Annotated in this window: 20 protein-coding genes; 12 read left to right on the top strand and 8 right to left on the bottom strand. The window is 64.0% G+C overall.

Features of this window, described 5'->3' with window-relative positions:
* Nucleotides 1-44: 44 nt before the first annotated feature.
* The 7 genes from IVA74_RS12695 to IVA74_RS12665 all read left to right on the top strand — a co-directional run bounded on the left by IVA74_RS12695 (nt 45) and on the right by IVA74_RS12665 (nt 6503).
* A complete protein-coding gene (locus tag IVA74_RS12695) occupies nt 45-1046 on the top strand; it encodes a sulfate ABC transporter substrate-binding protein (RefSeq protein ID WP_247343735.1) in 1002 nt (333 codons plus the stop codon).
* 33 nt (nt 1047-1079) lie between these two features.
* Complete coding sequence (cysT, locus tag IVA74_RS12690) at nt 1080-1916, top strand: sulfate ABC transporter permease subunit CysT (protein WP_346730946.1); 837 nt, start codon at nt 1080-1082, stop codon at nt 1914-1916.
* Nucleotides 1917-1925: 9 nt separating this feature from the next.
* The gene (gene cysW / locus IVA74_RS12685) at nt 1926-2837 is read left to right on the top strand and encodes a sulfate ABC transporter permease subunit CysW (RefSeq protein ID WP_247343732.1); all 912 of its coding nucleotides are present in this window, start codon (nt 1926-1928) and stop codon (nt 2835-2837) included.
* Nucleotides 2827-3864 (top strand): sulfate ABC transporter ATP-binding protein, encoded by a 1038-nt coding sequence (locus IVA74_RS12680; protein ID WP_247343729.1) that lies wholly within the window; start codon nt 2827-2829, stop codon nt 3862-3864. Before cysW ends, IVA74_RS12680 begins: the two co-directional genes overlap by 11 nt.
* A gap of 90 nt (nt 3865-3954) precedes the next feature.
* Nucleotides 3955-4458, top strand: coding sequence for a CAP domain-containing protein (locus IVA74_RS12675; protein ID WP_247343726.1), 504 nt, complete (start codon nt 3955-3957; stop codon nt 4456-4458).
* Between the two features lie 79 nt (nt 4459-4537).
* A complete protein-coding gene (locus tag IVA74_RS12670) occupies nt 4538-5722 on the top strand; it encodes a patatin-like phospholipase family protein (RefSeq protein WP_247343723.1) in 1185 nt (394 codons plus the stop codon).
* Entirely contained in the window at nt 5715-6503 is a 789-nt protein-coding gene (locus IVA74_RS12665) for a 3-hydroxybutyrate dehydrogenase (RefSeq protein WP_106941870.1), read from the top strand. The genes IVA74_RS12670 and IVA74_RS12665 overlap by 8 nt, the downstream gene beginning before the upstream one ends.
* Nucleotides 6504-6549: 46 nt before the next feature.
* On the opposite strand, the gene IVA74_RS12660 is transcribed toward IVA74_RS12665, so the two are convergent.
* From IVA74_RS12660 to IVA74_RS12650, 3 genes are all read right to left on the bottom strand, one after another.
* Nucleotides 6550-7374, bottom strand: coding sequence for a sulfite exporter TauE/SafE family protein (locus IVA74_RS12660; protein WP_247343720.1), 825 nt, complete (start codon nt 7372-7374; stop codon nt 6550-6552).
* A gap of 197 nt (nt 7375-7571) precedes the next feature.
* Nucleotides 7572-8939, bottom strand: a complete 1368-nt coding sequence (locus IVA74_RS12655) for a flippase (RefSeq protein ID WP_247343718.1) — start codon at nt 8937-8939, stop codon at nt 7572-7574.
* Nucleotides 8940-9080: 141 nt separating this feature from the next.
* Complete coding sequence (locus tag IVA74_RS12650; RefSeq protein ID WP_247343715.1) at nt 9081-9920, bottom strand: protein-disulfide reductase DsbD domain-containing protein; 840 nt, start codon at nt 9918-9920, stop codon at nt 9081-9083.
* Between the two features lie 151 nt (nt 9921-10071).
* Here IVA74_RS12650 and IVA74_RS12645 point away from each other — a divergent pair, with 151 nt between their 5' ends.
* Nucleotides 10072-10716, top strand: a complete 645-nt coding sequence (locus IVA74_RS12645; protein ID WP_247343712.1) for a YqgE/AlgH family protein — start codon at nt 10072-10074, stop codon at nt 10714-10716.
* A 169-nt stretch (nt 10717-10885) separates the two neighbouring features.
* On the opposite strand, the gene IVA74_RS12640 is transcribed toward IVA74_RS12645, so the two are convergent.
* Both IVA74_RS12640 and IVA74_RS12635 read right to left on the bottom strand, forming a co-directional pair.
* Nucleotides 10886-11773, bottom strand: coding sequence for a TauD/TfdA family dioxygenase (locus tag IVA74_RS12640; RefSeq protein WP_247343709.1), 888 nt, complete (start codon nt 11771-11773; stop codon nt 10886-10888).
* 141 nt (nt 11774-11914) lie between these two features.
* Nucleotides 11915-12694, bottom strand: coding sequence for an SDR family NAD(P)-dependent oxidoreductase (locus IVA74_RS12635; protein WP_247343707.1), 780 nt, complete (start codon nt 12692-12694; stop codon nt 11915-11917).
* Nucleotides 12695-12790: 96 nt separating this feature from the next.
* Between IVA74_RS12635 and IVA74_RS12630 the strand changes: the two genes are divergently transcribed.
* Both IVA74_RS12630 and IVA74_RS12625 read left to right on the top strand, forming a co-directional pair.
* Nucleotides 12791-13528: an SDR family oxidoreductase gene (locus IVA74_RS12630; protein ID WP_247343703.1), complete on the top strand. Its 738-nt coding sequence runs from the start codon at nt 12791-12793 to the stop codon at nt 13526-13528.
* Between the two features lie 60 nt (nt 13529-13588).
* Nucleotides 13589-13957: a CsbD family protein gene (locus IVA74_RS12625; protein ID WP_247343700.1), complete on the top strand. Its 369-nt coding sequence runs from the start codon at nt 13589-13591 to the stop codon at nt 13955-13957.
* Nucleotides 13958-14119: 162 nt separating this feature from the next.
* Here the strand turns inward: IVA74_RS12625 and IVA74_RS12620 are convergent, their stop codons facing one another.
* Both IVA74_RS12620 and IVA74_RS12615 read right to left on the bottom strand, forming a co-directional pair.
* A complete protein-coding gene (locus IVA74_RS12620) occupies nt 14120-15814 on the bottom strand; it encodes an SGNH family hydrolase (RefSeq protein ID WP_247343697.1) in 1695 nt (564 codons plus the stop codon).
* Nucleotides 15815-15997: 183 nt separating this feature from the next.
* A complete protein-coding gene (locus IVA74_RS12615; RefSeq protein WP_247343693.1) occupies nt 15998-17395 on the bottom strand; it encodes a lytic murein transglycosylase in 1398 nt (465 codons plus the stop codon).
* A gap of 202 nt (nt 17396-17597) precedes the next feature.
* Here IVA74_RS12615 and IVA74_RS12610 point away from each other — a divergent pair, with 202 nt between their 5' ends.
* Entirely contained in the window at nt 17598-18473 is an 876-nt protein-coding gene (locus IVA74_RS12610) for a UTP--glucose-1-phosphate uridylyltransferase (protein WP_247343690.1), read from the top strand.
* A gap of 100 nt (nt 18474-18573) precedes the next feature.
* On the opposite strand, the gene IVA74_RS12605 is transcribed toward IVA74_RS12610, so the two are convergent.
* Nucleotides 18574-20070: a diguanylate cyclase gene (locus IVA74_RS12605; protein ID WP_247343688.1), complete on the bottom strand. Its 1497-nt coding sequence runs from the start codon at nt 20068-20070 to the stop codon at nt 18574-18576.
* A 144-nt stretch (nt 20071-20214) separates the two neighbouring features.
* On the opposite strand from IVA74_RS12605, the gene IVA74_RS12600 reads away from it, so the two are divergent.
* The gene (locus tag IVA74_RS12600; RefSeq protein WP_247343685.1) at nt 20215-20478 is read left to right on the top strand and encodes a hypothetical protein; all 264 of its coding nucleotides are present in this window, start codon (nt 20215-20217) and stop codon (nt 20476-20478) included.
* Nucleotides 20479-20732: the final 254 nt, after the last annotated feature.

Here is a 20732-nt window from a genome sequence, read left to right as displayed (position 1 = left end):
GGTCTTCGCTGACATCGACGTCATCGAAGTGAATGGAGATGGACATGATGCGCCGTATCGTTCCGCTCGCTGCAGGACTTCTCGTGACTGGCTTGCTGGCAAGCTCGGCCCTCGCCGCCGAAATCAATCTGCTGAACGTCTCGTATGATCCGACGCGTGAGCTCTACGTCGAGTTCAACAAGGCGTTCGCGAATGCCTATCAGAAGGAAACCGGCAAGAGCGTCGAGATCAAGCAGTCGCATGGCGGCAGCGGTTCGCAGGCGCGCGCTGTGATCGACGGATTGCAGGCCGACGTGGTGACGCTTGCGCTCGCCTACGACATCGACGCTATCGCGGGCAAAGGCCTCACGGCGGCCGACTGGCAGAAGCGGTTGCCGCAAAATTCATCGCCCTACACCTCGACCATCGTGTTTCTGGTCCGCAAGGGCAATCCCAAAGGGATCAAGGACTGGGACGATCTGCTCAAGCCGGGTGTCGCGGTGATCACGCCGAACCCGAAGACGTCGGGCGGTGCGCGCTGGAATTATCTCGCGGCTTGGGGTTTTGCGCAGAAGAAATACGGTTCAGTCGACAAAGCCAAGGACTTCATAGGCAAATTGTATCAGCAGGTGCCGGTGCTCGATACCGGCGCGCGCGGCGCGACCGTGACCTTCGTCGAACGCGGCGTCGGCGACGTGCTGCTCGCCTGGGAGAACGAGGCGTATCTGGCGCTGAAGGAGTTCGGTCCGGAGAAATTCGAGATCGTGGCGCCGCCGCTCTCGATCCTGGCGGAACCGCCGGTGACCATCGTCGACAAAGTTGCCGATAAAAAAGGCACCCGCAACGCCGCCGATGCCTACCTGCAATATTGGTACACCAAGGAAGGTCAGGAAATCGCGGCGCGCAATTTCTATCGCCCGCGCGATCCCGAGATCGCTAAAAAGCATGAAAACTCCTTCGCGAAGGTCGAGCTGTTCACGATCGACGATGTGTTCGGCGGCTGGACCAAGGCGCAGAAGGAACATTTTGCCGACGGCGGCGTCTTCGATCAGATCTACAAGAACTGATCGGGCGCTGTCGGAGGGGCTTTAGGGGTCCGGGTGAGCGCAATAGCAGCACGACGCCGGACATTGCCGGGCTTCGGTCTCACGATGGGGCTGACGCTTTCCTGGCTGTCGATCATCATCCTGATTCCGCTCGCCGGGCTGCTTCTGAAATCGCTCGAGCTCAGTCCCGAGCAGTTCTGGAACATCCTCTCCAGCCGTCGCACCCTGAATGCCTTGCGGGTTTCCTTCGGCCTCGCCTTTGCGGCGGCCTGCGTCAATCTGGTGATGGGCAGCATCATCGTCTGGGCGCTGGTGCGTTACCGCTTCCCTGGAAGGCGACTGTTCGATGCCATCGTCGACGTGCCCTTCGCGTTGCCGACGGCGGTCGCCGGCGTCGCGCTGACCGCGTTGTTCGCCGAGAAGGGTTGGCTCGGCGCGCCACTTGCGGCGGCCGGCATCAAGGTGGCGTTCACGCCGCTCGGCATCTTCGTCGCGATGATCTTCATCGGCATTCCCTTCGTGGTGCGCACGGTTCAACCGGTGCTCCAGGATCTCGATCCCGAGATCGAGGAGGCCGCGGGCAGCCTTGGCGCCAGCCGCTGGCAGACCATCATTCGCGTGATCCTGCCCTCGCTCGGGCCGGCGCTGCTCACCGGGCTCGCGCTCGCCTTCGCCCGCGCCGTCGGCGAATACGGCTCGGTGATCTTCATCGCCGGCAATCTGCCGAACGTGTCGGAGATCGCGCCGCTCCTGATCGTGATCCGCCTCTCTGAATTTCGCTATGCCGATGCGACCGCCATCGCTGTGGTCATGCTCGTCGTGTCTTTCGTCATCATCTTCGCCGTCAACCGGCTCCAGCGCTGGGCGCGGAGCCGGATCCCGGCGCGCTGAGGGCGGATCATGACGATGCAGATCGCTGATTCCGTATCACTTTCGGCCCCCGACGCCAAGGTACGCGCGCATGCGGCGGCTGCGCGGAACAGCCTTCGCACCGAACCACGCGCGGTCCGCATCGTCATCATCGCGCTGGCGATGACCTTTCTCTCTGTCTTCGTTGTGCTGCCGCTGGTGGTCGTGTTCGCGCAGGCCTTCTCGAAGGGAATCCTCGCTTATCTCGCCGCGCTGACCGACCCGGAGGCGTTGTCCGCGATCAAGCTGACACTGGTGGTAGCGGCGATCTCAGTCGGCCTCAACCTCGTGTTTGGTCTCGTCGCGGCCTGGGCCATCGCGAAGTTCGAGTTTAGGGGCAAGACCTTCCTGATCACGCTGATCGACCTGCCGTTCTCGGTGAGCCCGGTGATCTCGGGCCTCGTCTTCGTGCTCCTGTTCGGCGCGCAGGGCTATTTCGGGAGCTGGCTGCGCGATCACGACATCCAGATCCTGTTCGCCGTGCCCGGCATTGCGCTCGCGACCACCTTCGTCACCTTCCCCTTCGTCGCACGTGCGCTGATCCCGCTGATGCAGGAGCAGGGCACGCAGGAGGAGGAGGCCGCGATCTCGCTCGGCGCCTCGGGCTTGCAGACCTTCTTCCGCGTCACGCTGCCCAACATCAAATGGGGCGTGCTCTACGGCGTCCTGCTCTGCAACGCGCGCGCGATGGGCGAGTTCGGCGCGGTGTCCGTCGTCTCCGGCCATATCCGCGGCGAGACCAACACCATGCCGCTCCTGGTCGAGATCCTCTACAACGAATACCAGTTCGTCGCGGCGTTCGCGATCGCATCGCTGCTCGCAATGCTGGCGCTGATCACGCTGATCGCCAAGACCGTTCTCGAACATCATCTCGACGAAGGACACGACGCAAGTGACCATTGAAGTCAGGAATCTCGTCAAGAAGTTCGACAGCTTCAAAGCCCTCGATGGCGTCGACCTCAAGGTCGACAACGGCGAGCTGCTGGCGCTGCTCGGCCCGTCCGGTTCCGGCAAGACCACGCTGCTGCGCATCATCGCCGGCCTTGATTGGCCGGATTCAGGTGACGTCGCCTTCAACGGCGAGGACGCGCTGGCGCAGGGGGCACGCGAGCGGCACGTCGGCTTCGTATTCCAGCACTACGCGCTGTTCCGCCACATGACGGTGTTCGAGAACGTGGCCTTCGGCCTCCGCGTGCAGCCGCGCGCCATCCGCAAGGATGAGTCTACCATTCGTGCACGCGTCACGGAGCTGCTTGATCTGGTGCAGCTCGACTGGCTCGCCGACCGCTATCCGAGCCAGCTTTCGGGTGGCCAGCGCCAGCGCATCGCACTCGCCCGCGCGCTCGCTATCGAGCCGCGCATCCTGCTGCTCGACGAACCCTTCGGCGCGCTCGACGCCAAGGTGCGGAAAGAGCTGCGCAGATGGCTGCGGTCGCTGCACCACGAGATCAACGTCACATCGATCTTCGTCACCCATGACCAGGAGGAGGCGCTGGAAGTCGCCAACCGTGTCGTGGTGATGGACAAGGGCAGGATCGAGCAGATCGGTTCGCCCGACGACGTCTACGAAACTCCGGCGACGGCCTTCGTCCACGGCTTCATCGGTGAATCCATCGAGCTGCCGGTCAAGATCGAAGGTGGCGTCATCAGGCTCGGCGATCGGCCGCTGCGGCTCGCGGCAGACGGCCTTGCGCCTGGCGCGTCAAGACTGTTCGTGCGGCGACATGACATGCTGGTCGGGCCGCCCGGCAGCGGCGCTTTCGAGGGCGCGGTTCAGCACGTTCGGAATTTCGGCCCCGTGCAGCGGGCCGAGGTCGCCCTGTCAGGCGGCGAGACCATCGAGATCGACGCCCCCCGCGACAGGGAACTGCGCGCCGGCGATACGATTGGCCTGGAGCCCCGCCGCTACCGGATATTTGCGGGCGCCTGAGCCGGCTCGACGGGTCAATTTTTCTTCAATATTCACCTTTCAGCCACGGTTGATATGCAACAACGGCCCCTGATTTGGGGGCTTCTGTTCATGCGCGCCGCGGCCGCGATACTCATCACTTTGCTGCTCGCCGGCTGCGCCGGCAACGAAGCGCCGGTCCAGCAGCCGTCCATGTATGCCGATATGTCCGTCCCGGGCACCAAGCTCGATGCGCAGGCGGCTGCGATCATGATCTCGCAATACCGCCAGAATAACGGGCTCGGCACCGTCGTGATCGACCCCGATCTGATGCGGCTCGCCGAATCCCAGTCACAGGCCATGGCGGCGGCCAACAAGATGGACCATGACGTCCGCGCGCCGCTGGCCAAGCGCCTCAGCGCCGGCAGTTATCCGGCGAATGTTGCGGTTGAGAACGTCTCGGCCGGCTATCATACGCTGGCGGAAGCGTTTTCCGGCTGGCGCGACTCGCCCCCGCACCGCGCCAACATGCTCAAGAGCGGTGTCACAAAATTGGGCATAGCGGCGGGTTATGCTCCCGGCACCAAATACAAGGTGTTCTGGACCATGATCCTGGCCTCGACCGACCCCCGATAAGCCAGACTTGATCTTGGGATGCATTGACGCCGCGGCGAAACTGTCGCCACGGTGGCTCGCCTTTTGCTATTGTTCCCATATGACAGATCATAGCCCGGAAGTCGCAACAGTCCCCGCGAATGCGCAACGCGTCCTGGTCCTCCAGGGCGGCGGCGCGCTCGGCTCCTATCAGGCCGGCGCCTATCAGTCGCTCTGCCATGCCGGCTTCGAGCCGGAATGGGTGGCCGGCATCTCGATCGGCGCGATCAACGCCGCGATCATTGCCGGCAACGAAGGGCAGACGCGGGTCAAGCGGCTCAAGGAATTCTGGGAGATGGTCTCCGCGCCGGTGCCGTGGAAGCCGATCGGCAAGAGCGATCACAGCCGCGAGCTGTTCAACTCCAGCAGCGCCGCGCTCATTGCAACGTTCGGCGTGCCCGGCTTCTTCGTGCCTCGCCTGCCTCCCGCGCTGCTCTGGCCCCCCGGCAGCCCACAGGCGCAGAGCTACTACGACACCGCGCCACTGAAGAAGACACTGGAGCGCCTTGTCGATTTCGACCGCATCAATGATTTGAAGACACGGCTGTCGGTCGGTGCGGTCGGCGTCACCTCCGGCAACTTCAAGTATTTCGACAATTACGAATTCAAGAAGCGTGGCAAGAAAATCGGCCCGGAGCACATCATGGCCTCCGGCGCGTTGCCGCCGGGCTTTCCGTCCGTCGTGATCGACGGCGAGCATTATTGGGACGGCGGCATCGCCTCCAACACGCCGCTCGACTACGTGCTGGACGCCGAGGTCGACCGCGACCTCCTGATCTTCCAGATCGACCTGTTCAGCGCCCGCGGCGATCTGCCGACGTCGCTGCTCGAGGCCACCGAGCGCGAGAAGGACATCCGCTTCTCCAGCCGCACGCGGATGAACACCGACAAGAACAAGCAGGTGCACAACGCCCGCAGGGCCGTGCGCGACCTGATTTCCAAATTGCCCGATTATCTCAAGAACGACCCTTCCGTGGAATTCCTTGCCAAGGTATCGCGCGAAAGCACTGTTACTGTGGTGCACCTGATCTACCGCAGCAAGAACTACGAATCCTCGTCCAAGGATTACGATTTCTCGCATGTCGCCATGGTCGAGCATTGGGAAGCCGGCGTGCGCGACGTGCATCTGTCGATGCGCCACAAGGACTGGCTCGAGCGGCCGCAATCCGGCGAGACCATGGTGACTTACGATCTCACGGGGGACGTCACCGCCCCCCGCCAAAAAGGAGCGAATGAATATGGGTAGTCTGTCAGGCAAGAATGCCGTCGTGACCGGGTCGACCAGCGGCATCGGGCTTGCTTATGCGCGCGCCTTCGCCGCCGCCGGCGCCAATGTCGTCATCAACGGGTTCGGCTCGCCGGAGGACATCGAGAAGGAGCGCGCCAAGATCGAATCCGATTTCGGCGTCAAGGCCGTCTATTCGCCCGCCGACATGACCAAGCCGGCGGAGATCGCCGGGATGATCGCGCTCGGCGAGAAGAGTTTCGGTTCGGTCGACATCCTCGTCAACAATGCCGGCATCCAGTTCGTCTCGCCGATCGAGGAATTCCCGCCGGAGAAGTGGGACCAGATCATCGCGATCAACCTGTCCTCGGCCTTCCATGCCATTCGCGCCGCCGTGCCCGGCATGAAGAAGAAGGGCTGGGGCCGCATCATCAATACCGCTTCCGCGCACTCGCTGGTCGCCTCGCCCTTCAAGTCGGCCTATGTGTCGGCCAAGCATGGCATCGCCGGCCTGACCAAGACCGTGGCTCTGGAGGTCGCGACCAGCAAGATCACCTGCAACTGCATCAGCCCCGGCTATGTCTGGACGCCGCTGGTGGAGAAGCAGATCCCCGACACCATGAAGGCCCGCAATCTCACCCGCGAGCAGGTCATCAACGACGTGCTGCTCGATGCGCAGCCGACCAAGGAGTTCGTCACCTCCGAGCAGGTCGCGGCGCTCGCGCTGTTCCTGTGCGGCGACGATGCCGCGCAGATCACCGGCACCAACCTCTCGATCGACGGCGGCTGGACCGCGGAGTAGGGGACTACGGCTGGCGAATGGCGGAGCCGAGCTCCGCCATTTTCGTTCAGTGTGTCCAGGCCAGCGCCGTCACGAATGCCGAGGACAGGTTCAGCTCGGCGAACATGATCTTGCCGGCGACCACGAACAGCACGCTGGCAAGTGTCAGGCGCAGTACCGTCTCGGGCACGCGCGTCGCGCTGAAGCTGCCGACGATGATGCCGGGCAGCGAACCCAATAGCAGCACGCCCATCAGCGCCCAATCGACGTCGCCAAGCGCCCAGTGCCCGATTCCGGCGACCAGCGTCAGCGGGACCGCATGGGCGATGTCGGAGCCGACGATGGTCGCCATCGGCAGGCGCGGATAGAGCAGCAGCAGGACGGTGACGCCGACGGCGCCGGCGCCGACCGATGAAATCGAGACCAGCACACCGAGCACGATTCCGGTGACGACCGTCGCGATCGCAGTGGTGCGGTCATCGACCTGCTCCAGGCGCCGCCGATAACGCTCCATGATCGCCTTGCGGAAGATCAGCGAGGTCGCAGTCAGCAACAGCGCAAAGCACAACACCAGATTGACCAGGCCGCGCTCGGAATCGCTCTTGAGGTCGAGCTTCCACAGCACGAGCAGCGTCAGCGCGCTCGCCGGAAGGCTGCCGCAGGCGAGCCGCAGCACGGCCGGCCAGTGCACGCTGCGCGACCAGCCATGCACCACGCTGCCGCCGGTCTTGGTGGCGGCCGCATAGAGCAGGTCGGTGCCGACCGCGGTCGATGGATGAATGCCGAACAACAGGATCAGCAGCGGCGTCATCAACGAACCGCCGCCGACGCCGGTCATCCCGACCAGCAGGCCGACGCCGAAACCGGAGGCGACGTAGAGTGGATCGATCATGTCCAGGGAATCTTAAGTTTATCTCGTCAGTTGGGCAATATGACGTAGAATAAAATTTCCCGGAGGCGCAACCGGCTGGGAGCAATAAGAAAAATCGTGCTGCATGCCGACGATAGGTAGGCATTTCTCTTTGTTCCCGGGCCTGCTGCGAAACAGCCGTTCCCCGAGGGCAGCACGCGAGGGCAGGTGTGAAGCGCCTATTTACCGAACGCCAGCACGTGCAGGCCGAGGCGCTGTCGCACGATCCAGAACAGCAGCACCGTCTCGAAGCAGAGCGAGATCGAGGTCGCGGTGGCGGCGCCATGACCGCCGTAGCGCGGCACCAGCGCGATGCAGAGTACCAAGTTCATCACAAAGGCCAGCGCATAGGCCAGCGCGCAGATCTTCTGCTGCCCGAGCATGTTGAGCAGGCGTTCGACCGGGCCGATCGCGGAGCGCACCACGAGCCCGATCGCGGCGACGAACATGATGTCGTAGCCGACCACGAATTGCGGCCCGAACAGCCAGAGCAGCGGCTTGCCGAGCGCGAGCAGCACGATGGTCGCCGCCAGCGACGGCCAGAACGTCCAGTTGATGGCATGCGCCACGTAAGCCGACAGCCGCACCTTGTCGCCAGCTGCGTTGTATTCAGCGAAGCGATGCGCGGTGGTCGCCGACATCGCGTAGTGGATGAAGGAGACCAGCGCCAGCGTCTTCACCACGGCGAAATAGACGCCGACCTCGTCGGAGGGGCGGAACTGCTGAAGCACCAGCACGTCGGTATAGGACAAGAGCAAGTAGAAGCTTTCGACCAGCAGGATCGGAAGCGAGACGGCGAGCCAGCCGCCGATGTCATAAGCCTTGGGGCCCGGCTCGATGTGATTGGCAAGCTTGCGGTTCAGCACCATCATCTGCCCGGTCATCGCGATCCACACCGCGCCGGCGCTCGCGACCATCGCGGCGACCGCGCCGAGATGATACCCGAGCAGAAAGGCGCAGGCCGTGATGCCGATGATCAGCGCCTGGCGGATGATGAATTGCGGCATCAGGCCGAGCTGCATCCAGTCATGCGAGCGCGCGATGCCGTCCTGGGTGTTGGCGACGACGAAAGCGGGCAGCGTCATGCAGCCGATATAGAGCGGCAGCACCTCGGCCGGATCGATCCAGGGCGACAGCAATTTGACGATACCGGCAAGGCCGAGCGACGCCAGCGCGGAGACGGCAAAGGTCAGCCAGCGGCTGCCGGAGAGAAAGCCGCGCAGCAGCGCCTGCTCGCCGCTGGTGCGGTACTCCGGAATGATTTTTTGTGCGGAGGCCGAGATGCCAAAATCCATCATGCTGCCGAGCAGCAGCACCCAGGTCCAGACATAGACGTAGACGCCGTAGTCGGACGTGCCCATCCAGCGCGCGAGCAGGACCTGCGAGAAATATGCAAGGCCCGCGCTGATCACCCGGATGATGAAGATGGTGCCCGCCAGCCGCCGCGTCAGCGACGCCTCGCTCGATCCGCCCGTCAATTTTCCGCGCAGCCGCGCGATCAGGCCGGCAGGTCCGGTCGTTGCGGGTTCTGCATCCATCACGGCCAATTCGAAGGATCCCCGAGGCGCACGCGCATGCTGCGGCAGCCTTGCTGCAGTAGCCTTGGGGATTAGCAACCATTCGTTAAGATTCGGTTGGGTGTTTCCGTCGTCTCCCCGTGCGCAATTGCGCACGGGGGAGGACGACGACTACTCCAAATTCGTATTGAACTCGTACGACTTCTGCGGCCCGACCAGCGTGAACTTCAGCGCGGCGCCGTCGGGCTTGGCGCCCGGTGGCAGTCCGTCGAGCTCGAAAGAAAATCGCTTCACGCCCGGCGGGCTGGGCTCGACCGGCGCGGGGATCGGCAACGACCAATCCGGCGTCGGGCCTTCCACGAACAAATTGACGTTGCCCGCATCCGGCGTCACCACGTCGACCACCACATTCTTGGGCCCGTCACGCTTGACGTCGCGGATGGTGATCGGGTTGGGATCGCCGATATTGGCGGGCTTGGGCACGGTGTCGAGCGCCGCACGCAGATTGGCGTCCTCGGTCGACGCGACGCTGTTGAAGCCAAGCTCGGCCTTGGCCTCGACCGGAATGCAAAGCTTTTCGCACACGGCGTAATTGATCTCGGCGCGCAGCGTCACCGGCTTGTCGGCCGCCTTGGCGATGATGCGCAGCGGCAGCACGATCTGGTCGTGATAGCCGATCGAATGGCCGCCGGCGCCGTCGTCGAACTTCAGCGGCGCCGGCCACATCACCGTCACCGCTTCGACATTGTCAGACTTCGAGAAATCGAAGCGCGGCGGAACGCCGGAATCGCCCGGCATGCGCCAATAGGTTTTCCAGCCGGGCTGGATCTGGAAGGCGATACCGCCGAGCAGGACGGCGCCGCTGCGCGATCCCGCGAGCAACCGCACCGCGGAATGTCCGTCGCGCTGCCACGGCGATGCGTCGTCGGCATGGGCCGCAAGCGCCAGCGATGACACAAGCAGGGTTGTCGCGACGCCAATCGCCGCATGCAGGGGAACTCTTGTCAGCATGATACGTCTTTACAGGGTCACCCCGGGGCAAACCATTGAATTGCTTGTGATGACTTGAATCAAGTCCTGCAAGTCTTGACCCTGCAAGCCTTGATTTGACAGCGGACCGGCCCGACATCAGGATAGGAATTGAAACCGGAGTGCTTCACCGATGGCTCCCACAGGAAAGAGGATGGGCGAAAGCACCCGCAAGCCCGGCCCCGCGCTCCCCAGTTCGGCGGGTTACCTCGACGGCCGCCTCCTCATCGCGATGCCGGTGATGGGCGATGAACGCTTCGAGCGCTCCGTGATCTACCTCTGCGCTCACTCCGCCGAAGGCGCCATGGGCATCATCGTCAACCATCCGGCCGGCAGCATCGACTTCCCAGAGCTGTTGCAACAGCTCGGCATCATCAAGAAGGGCGAGCACATCAAGCTGCCGGAGAACGCCGAAAGCATGAAGGTGCTACGCGGCGGTCCGGTTGATACCGGCCGCGGCTTTGTGCTGCACTCCAGCGATTTCTACATCGAGAACGCGACGCTCCGGATCGACGACGGCGTCTGCCTCACCGCGACCGTCGACATCCTGCGCGCGATCGCCGACGGCTCCGGCCCCAAGCACGCCATCCTCGCGCTCGGCTATGCCGGCTGGGCGCCGGGCCAGCTCGAGACCGAAATCCAGAGCAATGGCTGGCTGCATTGCGATGCGGATTCGGATTTGATCTTCGGCGATGACGTCGATGAAAAATACGGCCGCGCGCTGCGCAAGATCGGCATCGATCCCGGCATGCTCTCGAACGAGGCGGGCCACGCGTAGCTGTTGGTATCGCAACACCCTCCGGTGTCGTCCCGGCGAAGGCCGGGACCCATACCCACAGGAAGTGATTGTTGAAGCGAGCTGACGCCACTAGCCTTCGTCAAACTACATTCAGTGGTTATGGATCCCGGCCTTCGCCGGGACGACGGTGGAATGTGTGGCTGTATCCCTACTCCGCCGCCTGCTGCTGCACCGTCGGCTCGGTCCCCGCCACTGTCGCGCGGCGCATGTCGCGGGGCTGGGACTGGTCGTAGCGGCGGACGCGGTGCATGGTCTGGCGGTTGTCCCACATCACGAGATCATGCAGCTTCCATTTGTGGACGTAGACGAACTCCGCGCTGGTCGCGTGCTCGTTGAGATCGCGCAGCAGTACCCGGCCCTCCGGCACGTTCATGCTGACAATCTTGCCGGCATGCGATGAGAGATAAAGCGACTTGCGACGATGCACGGGATGGGTGCGCACGAGACGTTGCAGCACCGGTTTGAACATCTTCTTCTCGTCGTCGGTGTATTCGGTGAAGCCGAGCGATCCCCGCGAATACATCAGCGAGTGCTCGCACACGAGGTCCTCGATCTCCGCCTTGGTGTCGTCGTCGAGCGCGTCATAGGCCGCGCGCATATCGGCGAATTCGGTGTTGCCGCCCTTCGGGTTGAGCACGCGGGCCGACAGCAGCGAGAATTTTGCCGGGATCGGGCGGAACGAGCTGTCGGAATGCCACAGGCAGTTGCCCAGATTGAACAGATGCGCCCGGCTGTCTTTCGCCAGCGGCTTGCCGTCCTTGCCGAGATTGGAGACGTCGTTCAGTCCGGACTGGAGCCGGTAGTCCTTCTCCTTCGTCACCGTGCCGCCGCGCGCGTCTTCGCGCTGGCCGAAATTCAGCGCAAAAGCCATCTGTTGCTCGTCGGTGATGTCCTGGTCGTGGAAGACCAGCACCGCATATTTGTCCATGGCAGCCTCGACCTCGCGCGCCTGGTCCTGTGTGAGAGGCTGTCTCAGGTCGAGGCCCGAGACCTCCCCGACAAAATGCTTCTGAAGCTGCCGGATGGCGATCGTCATGACGTTTTCTCCCGCGAACCGCGAGCGGTTGGTCCCGCTCTGTCGCTGAAAAAGCTACTCCCGTAATAGGCGTTGTCAACGCTCGGTGCGCATAGCTGCCCGTAGCCCGGATTGCGCTACGCTCCATCCGGGCCACAGCTCTTACGCGTTGCGCGCCATCAGGCCGCCGTCGACGGGGATGACCGCGCCGGTGAGGAAGGACGCTGCCGGCAGGCACAGGCTCAGCGTCATGTGCGCGACCTCTTCGGGATCGCCGTAGCGGCCCAGTGCGGTGCGGCGCTTGGCGTAGATCGTCTTGTGCTCTTCCGATATCCGGTCGGTGATGGCTGTGCGGATCGGACCCGGGCAGATGCAGTTGACGGTAATGCCTTCGCGGCCGAGCTCCACCGCCAGCGAGCGGGTGAGGCTGGCGACGCCGCCCTTCGCCGCCGAATAAGGGCTGTGCAACGCGGTGGCGCCGAGCGCCTCGGTGGAAGCGATGTTGACGATGCGCGGGCTGTTTGACTTGCGCAAGTGAGGCAGCGCGGCGCGGACGATGCGCGGATGCGCCGTCAGCATCACCGCGATGCCCCTGGCCCAGGCGTCTTCATAGGCCTCGTCGTCGATCGCGACGCGCACGGAAATGCCGGCATTGTTGACGATGATGTCGAGCCCGTCGAAATGCGCGGCGACGTCGCCAACCACGCGCTTGATCTCGGCGCCGTCGGCAACGTCGAGCTTCCAGGCTTTCGCCGATCCGCCGGCTCTCGCGATGTCCTCCGCCACGGCTTGCGCGCCTTGCTCGTCATAATCGGTGAGCGCCACGTTCGCGCCCTCAGTGGCGAACACACGCGCCGTCGCGCGCCCCATGCCGCTGGCCGCGCCGGTGACGAGAACGGTCAGACCCTTCACGGACCGGCTGAGCTGTTTGAAATCGGACATGCTGTTTCCTCGCGCCTGCTTGTTCTTGTTATGATTGACAAGGCTGGCATCGATCCGCAGACAGGTCAAACAAGCAAAGCAAAAGGGGAAGTGGCGATGACGAACGAACTCGATTTGTCAGGCAAGCAGGTGCTGGTCGTCGGCGGCTCCAGCGGCATCGGCAACGGCATCGCGCAAGCCTTTCGCGTCAGGGGCGCGCAAGTTGCGGTCTGCGGTACGCGTGCTCACGCCAAGGAATATTCGCAGGAGGAAGGCTCGGATCTCGCCGGTCTCTCCTACGCGCAGCTCGACGTCGGCAATGCCGGAGCGGTCGAAGCCTTCAAGCCGTCCTTCGACAGGCTCGACGTGCTGGTGCTCGCGCAGGGCGCGGTGCTCTATCGCCGCGGTGAGTTCGAGATGGCCGGCTTCCGCAAGGTCGTCGAGGTCAATCTGATGAGCCTGATGGCCTGCGCCACGCGGTTTCATTCCATGCTGCGGGACTCGCAAGGGTCGCTGATCATGGTGTCCTCGACCGCGGCCTATCATTCTACGATGGGCAATCCCGCTTACAACGCATCGAAGACCGGCGCGGTCGGATTGACGCGGACGCTGGGCGAGGCCTGGGCCGAGGACGGCATCCGCGTCAACGGCATCGCGCCCGGTCTCGTCGACACCAAGATGACCAAGGTGACGACCGACAATCCCAAGCGGCTCGAAGGTGCACTTTCACGCATTCCGCTGCGGCGATTGGGCACCCCGGCTGACATGGCGGGCGCGGCGCTGTTTTTGGCATCGCCGCTGTCGTCCTACATCATCGGCCAAACATTGGTCGTCGACGGCGGGCTTATTCTCTAGCGCGAAGGAACCGTGCCGCTCCTGATCGGTTACTTGGGCTGACCCCCGAGGAGGAGCATCATGGATAAGGATCGGATTGTCGGATCGGCCAAGGAATTCGCCGGACGCGCGGAAGGCGCTGTCGGTGATCTCGCAGGCGATGCGCAGACACAGGCGTCGGGCAACGCGCGGGAAGCCGCAGGCACCGTGCAAAATCTCTACGGCCAGGCCAAGGATGCCGTCCGTGACGCTGGTGAAACGGCGGCGGGTTACGCCAAGGGTGCCTACGAGAACAGCGGCGACACTTTCCGCGATGGTTCGCAGGCAATTGCCCAGAAGGTGCAGGACAACCCGCTCGGCGCGCTGCTGGTCGCCGGCGGCATCGGCTTTGCACTCGCGCTGTTGATGGCGCGGCCTTCGCGCCGCCCGCCGCCGCGCTGGCGCTATTAGGGCTCAGCTAAACGCCATCCAACGTGCCCCGGATGCAATGCGGCGTGAAGCGCCACATTGCGGCCGGGGCCTATTTTTGTGAGTCAAGGGCTGGGTCCCGGCTCTGCGCAGCAGCGTTACACGCTGCAACGCGTCCGGGACACGAGGGCTCAGCTCGGTAAACTACCGAGCCACTTCCGCTGATCGCCCGACATTGCCCGGCGGCCGCGGGATCGCGGGGTTCTGATTGGGATTGCGCGGCCCTGGCGCGGGCGTCAATTGACGCGGCGGTGCTTGCGGAGAGCCGAAGCCGAAGAAATCACGAATTGACGGCGTTGCCTGTGCCGGCTGCTGCGGCACCGACGGCTTCTTCGGCGCGAGCTTTTGCGGCGCGATCGCTGCGGCGGCTCCCGGTGAACCCGGAGCAGCATTGCCCTCGGGCGACGTCGCGGCCATCGGCGCATCGCCTTTGGCCTGCTCGCGGCCGACTTCGCGGCGCGGCCAGGCATAATCGTCGGCACGGCCCGCGGGCGCAGCCAATGGCTCGCCCTTCACCATTGTTCTCGCAGCGAGCGCATCGACGGCGGCAGGGCGCGAGCCCGGTCCGCCCAGCAATTGATCGGTCGAGATCGAGGCCGCAACCAGCGGCACGATCGGGCCGGCCAGCGGCCGCGGCGCGGGCTTGCCGGGTTCGGCACTGGTGTCGGGCGTTGCGGGTTCGCTCGGCAGCGCGATCGGGCCGGAGCGCCCGGCGAGCAGGCGCGTGATCTCGCGTTCGACATAGTGAGCGAGCTTGCGCGCGCCGGGTTTTGTGAAATAGACGCCGTCATAGCTGCGGAGCTGACGGATCTGGCCTTCGAAGTCCGGGCCCTTCTGGAGGAAGCGGCCGGCCTCGTCGACAAAGCCGTCCCAGACGTCGACGTAAGTTATGCCGGCCTTGGCCGCGCCTTCGCGATAGAGCGAATCCAGGAACAGCATGTCCGCGGTGCCCTTGGGGCCGCGGATCGCGGGCAGGCCGACCCAGAGCACCGGCACGCCCTTGCTCTTGAGCACGTTGGCGAGCTCCTCGATCTTCTTGCCGTAGAGCTCGACCCAGCGCTCGTCGCGGAATTCGTAGAGGCCGTTCGGGTTGCGTGCGGTCTTCTCGGGCGTTGCGACCGCCGGTGTGTCAGCGTTGTCGGCATCATCCTGCGGCAGGTCGGCGTCGTCCGGCTTGGCCGCGCTGTCGTTGGGCTTGGCATCGCCGGGCTTGGCCGGTGGTTTGCCACGCGCGCCCTTGTCGTTCTTCTTGTCCTTGTCCGTCGCCTTGTCCGACTTATCGGGGGCTGCTGCCTCGCGGATGGCGATGCGGTCGTTGAGGCCGAGCATGACCACGATCACATCGGGCTTTTCGGTTTCGAGGATGCCCTTCGCGGCTGCCGCCCAGTCCGAGGGCTCACCCTTGGGCTGGTACTTGATCAGGCCGGACGTGGTCTTGTGCTTGCGGATCACGCCCATGTCGGGCTGCTCGGTGTAGGCGTCTTCGAGGCCGTAGGCGAGCCAGTCGGCCATGGCGTCGCCGATCACCAGCACGTTCTTGTCAGGCGTCGTGTCGTGCTTGGCCGGCGCCGGTGCGCGCGAAAAATCCTGGCGCGGCGCCTGCTGCTGCTGTTGCTGCTGCTGGAACGGCGCGAAGAAGTCGCCGCCGAACCATCCGCCACGTTCACCGCCGCTTCGCGGTGGCGGGGCCTGGCGTTGCGGCGGGCCGCCGAAGCCAGGGAAATTGAAGAATTGCGCCGAGGCCGGCCCCGCGATCAAGACCAGAATCGCAAGCGCCGTCCCCAGCGCGATCAGCGGGCCGGTCTCGGTCAGCGCCTTGAACAGGGACTTCTTCGACATGCGATCTCGGGCACGCGCAATGGGGATCGGGAGTAGTTCAATATAATAACGGAATCAGGCGCCAAACGGGCAGATTCTCTTTTCAGATTCTCTTCAGATTCTCTTGGCCCATACACGGGGAACAGCCGCCCCCGTCAAGGCTACCTGCCAAAATCCCTGTTCAGGGTTACTTTCGGCGCGATTTTACCGCCCGCGCAGCCGGTTCAGCGCGTCGGAGGAGGCAAATCCGTCCGCGGGGACCCCGATCGAGGCCTGGAAGTTGCGCAGGGCTTCCCGGGTCTGGCCGCCGAACTGGCCGTCGGGGGTGCCCTTGTAGAAGCCGCGCTGGGCCAGCAGCTGCTGGAGTTCCAGCCGCTCGGTGCGGGACAGCTCGCGTTCCTGCCGCGGCCAGGGCTGCACGAAGGGCTGGCCGCCGCGCAGGCGGTCGGCGAAATGGCCGATCGCCATCGCATAGGCCTCGGCAGGGTTGTACTTCATGATGACCCGGAAGTTCTGCAGCATCAGGAAGCCCGGCCCCTGCGCGCCGGCGGGCGCCAGCAGATAGGCTTTCTCCGCCGGGTGCGGCAACGGCTGGTTGGCCGGGCGCTTGAGCCCGAGCTTCTCCCATTGCGCCATCGTCATCGCCTTGGCGCGATCGGCCAGCATGTAGTTGAATCCCTCCGGCACCACGACCTCGTAGCCCCAGGTCTGGCCGGCCTGCCAACCGTCCTTCTTCAGATTGTTGGCGGTCGAGGCGATCAGGTCGGAGGGATTGTCGACGACGTCGCGCCGTCCGTCACCGTCGCCGTCCACGGCAAAGCGCTTGAACGCGGTCGGCATGAATTGGGTCGGGCCGAAGGCGCCGGCCCAGGAGCCGCGCAACTGTTCGGGCCTGAGGTCGCCGCGGTTCAGGATCTCCAGTGCCGAGAGGAACTCGTCCTTGAAATAGGCCTGGCGGCGGCCGATGCAGGCGAGCGTTGCGGTCGATTGCAGCACGCTGCGGTCGCCCATCTGGGTCGAGTAGTTGGACTCGATGCCCCAGATCGACGCGATGATATAACGATCGACGCCGGTGGCCCTTTCGGTGGCGTCGAACTGCGCCTTGTATTTGGCGAGGACCTCGCGGCCCTTGGCGAGGCGGTTGTCGTTCACGAGGATGTCGAGATAGTCCCAGATCGACTTGGTGAACTCCGGCTGCGAGTCCATGAGGTCCATGATACGCAGGTCGGGCGCAAGGCCTGCCGTGAAGCGTTGGAAATTTTCCTGCGTGATGTTGCGCCGTGCAGCATCGGGCCACATGCCTGCGACGCAATTGTTGAAGTCACCCGCGGCCTTGCGGATCGCGGCGGCCGTCATCAGCGGATGACCGGAGGCGCCGTCCTCGCCGCTCCAAGGTTGAGCTCCCGTTTGAGCGCCCCCGGGGCCGGGCGTTGCTTGCGAGGGCGCCGGGTTCGGACCGGAAAAAATGCCGCCGAACAGATTTGACAGACCGTTCTGAGTCTGCGCGCCGGCGGGGAGCGGGAACAGCAGGACGGTCGCAATCATCATCGCACCGGTCACGGACCCGCCCCGTTTTGCCAGCCCTGCCATTGATTGCATCATGTCCTCACCTGTCCGGCCAAATCCGCCCTCAGGAGGCCTGGTTACGGTTGCCAACTGCTTAACAAAGGTGAAATTTTGATGGTGGCCTTTTTCTTAACTCTGTGAGGACGAGGCCCCACATCCGCCTTTGTTGGCGGCTGCAAACAAGCTAGCAAGATGCCATTGCTTCCTTCACGTGTTCCTCAGGTATTCGATCAATCCCATGAAAATCCGCAAAGCCGTATTTCCCGTTGCCGGCCTCGGCACCCGCGTCCTGCCCGCCACCAAGGCGATGCCGAAGGAAATGCTGACGATCGTCGACAAGCCGCTGATCCAGTATGTCTATGACGAGGCCAGGGAAGCCGGCATCGAGCACTTCATCTTCGTCACCGGCCGCAACAAAAGTGTCATCGAAGATCATTTCGACCGGATGTTCGAGCTCGATGCGACGCTGGCCGCGCGCGGCAAGAAGACCGAGCAGGACGTTCTGGCGCAGAACCAGCCCGAAGCCGGCGCCGTCAGCTTCACCCGCCAGCAGGCGCCGCTCGGCCTCGGTCATGCGGTCTGGTGCGCGCGGGACATCGTCGGCAACGAACCGTTCGCGGTCGTGCTGCCCGACGAACTCGTGCTCAATTCGCCCGGCTGCCTGAAGCAGATGATCGAGACCGCCAGCAAGCTCGGCGAAAAATCCAACATCATCGCGGTCGAGGCGGTGCCCGACCATCTCACCCATCAATACGGCATCTGCGGCGTCGGCAAACGCACCGGCAAGATGTTCGAGGTCGACGGCATGATCGAGAAGCCGGCCAAGGGCACCGCGCCCTCCAACCTCTCGATCACCGGCCGCTACATCCTCCAGCCGGAGATATTCAAGATCCTGGAGACCCAGGAGCGCGGCGCCGGCGGAGAGATCCAGCTCACCGACGCCATGATCGGACTCGCCAAATCGCAAAAATTCTACGGCGTCGAATTCGAGGGCGAACGCCACGATTGCGGCTCCAAGCCCGGCTTCCTCCGCGCCAACATCGCCTACGGCCTGAAGCGGCCCGAACTGCGCGATGGCCTGATCGCGGAAATGAAGAAGTATCTGGGGGAATAGACGTCGGCTGTTTCTACTCGTCACGGCAAGCGAAGCGAAGCGATCCGGAATGCTTCGTCGCAAGAGCTTCCCGCAATGACGGCGGCAAGCAGCGTAGCCCTCACGCCACCAGCGACAGCTTCGGCAAGCTCGCGACCACCGACTGGTTGCGGCCGCCGGCTTTCGCGGCATAGAGCGCCTTGTCGGCGGCGGCGACCAGGATCGGCCAGTCCATGCCGGTGGTGGGAACGAAGCTCGCGATGCCGCAGGATACCGTCGAGGCTGTCTGGTCGTCGGACCAGCCCTGCACCTTGATGCGGATCGCCTCGGCGACCTCTAAGGCGTCGGTGACCGAGGTGCCTGGCAGCAGCACGGCGAATTCCTCGCCGCCATAGCGCGCGGCGCAATCGCCGGCGCGGCTCACCGAGTCGGAAATGCAGATGGCGATGCCGACCAGCACCTGGTCGCCGGCCTGATGGCCGAACGTGTCGTTGTAGGCCTTGAAGTGATCGGCATCGATCATCAGCAGCGCGACCGGCGTCTTCTGACGCATGGCGCGGCGCCATTCGACGTCGATGACCTGGTCGAACTTGCGGCGGTTCCTCAGGCCGGTGAGCGCATCCGTCGTCGCCATCTCCTCGAGCTTGCGCTCGGCTTCGGCGCGCCGGCCGATCTCGCGCGCGAGCACCAGCGTCGAGGCCAGCATGAACAGGATCAGCGCCAGGACCACGGCGCCGATGCGGTAGGCTTCCTTCTGCCAGAGCTCGAACACGGCGTTCAGCGGCTTGCCTGCCACCACAAACAGCGGACCGCTGTCGGTGCTGCGTACATAGAGCCGCGGCGTCGGATCGACCGGGCCCTGGCCTGCATAGGAGGCGCCGGCCCGGAGATTGTCGGCGCTCCAGGTCCGGCGATCATTCAGGTTCGTGCCGATCACGTCGAGGTCGAACGGCCGCCGCATCATGATGGTGCGGTCGCGCTTGAGCACGGTGATGGTGTCATCGGGGTTGAGGTTCAGCCGCTCGAACAATTCGTGGAAATAGCTGAAGCGGATCGAGCCGGCGACGACGCCGAGAAAGCCGCCGTCAGTGTCGCTGATGCGCCGGCTCAGCACGATCGCGTAGGCGCCGCGGAACAGCATGGGACGGCTGATGTAGAGCCCGGCTCCAGGATTGTCGCGATGAATCCTGAAGTAGTCCTCCTCGCTGCGGTTCTCCGGCAGGGGATCGAGCGTGGAGGCATCGATGGTCAGCCTGCCCTCGGCATCGAACACCTGGATCGCGCCGAAGTTCCTCGCCGTGGTCGCATGGTCGAACAGGATCAGGTGCCGGATCGGCTTTGAGACCGTCGCGATCTCCGGCAGCAGCATGTTGCCGGCGACCGCCTTCAGAGACAAATCGTAGATCTCGATGTTGCGGGTGACGTCGGACTCGATGGTCGTTGCGAGGTTTTCCAGCGTCTGGCGGGCGAGCGCCTCCTCGCCGCGGCGCATGTCCAGCATGACGTTGACGCAAATGGCGGAAAAGCCGATCACCGTCACCACGGACGAGATGATCAGCAGCTTCGCCGAAAGCCGCCACGGCCGGCGGGCCATGACTTCGCGCCATCCAGACAACATCATTCGCTCCCGACATCAGTGAATGCGCCCGAAAGCTTGAGTAGTGTTTAAGCCGGGACGGCGCTGCCGTAATGAGTTAAAAATTGGTTTCCGCGGCTGACGTTTTTTGGCAAAGCGGGGCTTCGACCAGCGAAGAGGACAGCGGTGAACGATTACGACGCGTTGCGCGATTATCTGATGCGGCACAAGCAGGCGGAATTCGTGCTGACCTATGAGCAGATCGAGGAGATCATCGGCGCGGCCCTGCCGCGCGCCGCGAATCGTGCCTCATGGTGGGACAGCCTGCGCAGCCCCGACCTCAAGATGCCGCAGCGCGAAGCCTGCCTCGCCGCGGGCTTCGTGGCAATGCGAATGCCGGATGGCCAGAGCGTGCGGTTCACGAAGCGGAAGAGCGACCGGCGGCAGTAGCGCCGTGCGCTTTCTTCTCTTCTCCCCTTGCGGGAGAAGGTGGCGCGAAGCGCCGGATGAGGGGTTGCATCCGCAATTGAGATAGCAGCGTTCGGGGAGAGATACCCCTCACCCCCGCTCGCTTTACGAGCGGACCCTCTCCCACAACAAGGCTATCGAATTCACACATATTGCGGAGGAATTTGATTGCTGATTCCGTGAGTTGAGTGATGATTCGCGGGAGCGAGCGATGTCTGGGATGGATTACGGTCTGG

It is taken from the genome of Bradyrhizobium sp. 132, assembly GCF_023074185.1.
Classification (GTDB): Bacteria; Pseudomonadota; Alphaproteobacteria; order Rhizobiales; family Xanthobacteraceae; genus Bradyrhizobium.
The sequence above is the reverse complement of the archived record's forward strand: the minus strand, read 5'-3'. Positions and strand labels throughout refer to the sequence as shown.